Raw genomic sequence first — 615 nt, 5'->3', positions numbered from 1 at the left:
ATCCAATGGGCTTTGGCCACCATTATGATTTTAGCCGCATGTGCTGGTATTTTCTTTGTTGCTAAACGCTTTCAGGAGCATCGTCTATGATCTTATGGATGAAAAGAAATCTGATGATAACAGGCGCGGCTTTAGTCGCTTTTTTTATTGCATTAGCAAGAGCTTTTACTCTTGGGAAAAAAGCAGAGCAACAAAAGCAAACAGAAAAAGCTTTAAAAGCAGCCACAACACGTCTGGAGGTGGAAAGTGAAGTTAATCAAAAAAGTGATGCTGATGTGCGTGCTGCTCTCTCTGACTGGTTGCACGACAAATAAATATGCTTCTTCTTGTGTTGGCTGGTTGCCAATTTATTTAGATAAGCAAGATCTGAACGCCATCAGTTCAAACTTAGCAAGAGAGATCTTAAAGCACAATAATCTAGGTGAACGCGTGTGTGGGTGGAAACATGGCTAGAAAAAAAACGCAAGACGATACAGAGCTTACGGAAGCAGAAAAAGAAATACTTCAAGAAATCATCATGACCTACAAAAGTGTAAAAGTGATGTCGCGTTATACGAAATGGATTGTACTCATTATACTCTTATTAGCGCTTGATTTTTCACGTATTATGGATGC

Annotated in this window: 2 protein-coding genes and 1 pseudogene; all 3 read left to right on the top strand. The window is 39.3% G+C overall.

The features are described from left to right. Window positions 1-90, top strand: a pseudogene (locus ACFILL_RS09495) (lysozyme); the annotation flags it as partial. After that, a complete protein-coding gene (locus ACFILL_RS09490) occupies window positions 87-314 on the top strand; it encodes a hypothetical protein (protein WP_375643862.1) in 228 nt (75 codons plus the stop codon). The pseudogene ACFILL_RS09495 and the gene ACFILL_RS09490, both read left to right, overlap by 4 nt. Beyond that, window positions 247-453: a hypothetical protein gene (locus tag ACFILL_RS09485; protein ID WP_273791709.1), complete on the top strand. Its 207-nt coding sequence runs from the start codon at window positions 247-249 to the stop codon at window positions 451-453. The genes ACFILL_RS09490 and ACFILL_RS09485 overlap by 68 nt, the downstream gene beginning before the upstream one ends. Window positions 454-615: the final 162 nt, after the last annotated feature.

Origin of the sequence: Bartonella sp. AP20NXHL, from assembly GCF_042196165.1 — a bacterium.
In the GTDB taxonomy this organism is placed as follows: Bacteria; Pseudomonadota; Alphaproteobacteria; order Rhizobiales; family Rhizobiaceae; genus Bartonella.
This window is presented reverse-complemented; position numbering and strand designations above follow the sequence as displayed.

Excerpts from the sequence above, each read along its gene's own strand:
- ACFILL_RS09490 (WP_375643862.1), top strand. The coding sequence starts at position 87 with ATGATCTTATGGATGAAAAGAAATCTGATGATAACAGGCGCGGCTTTA.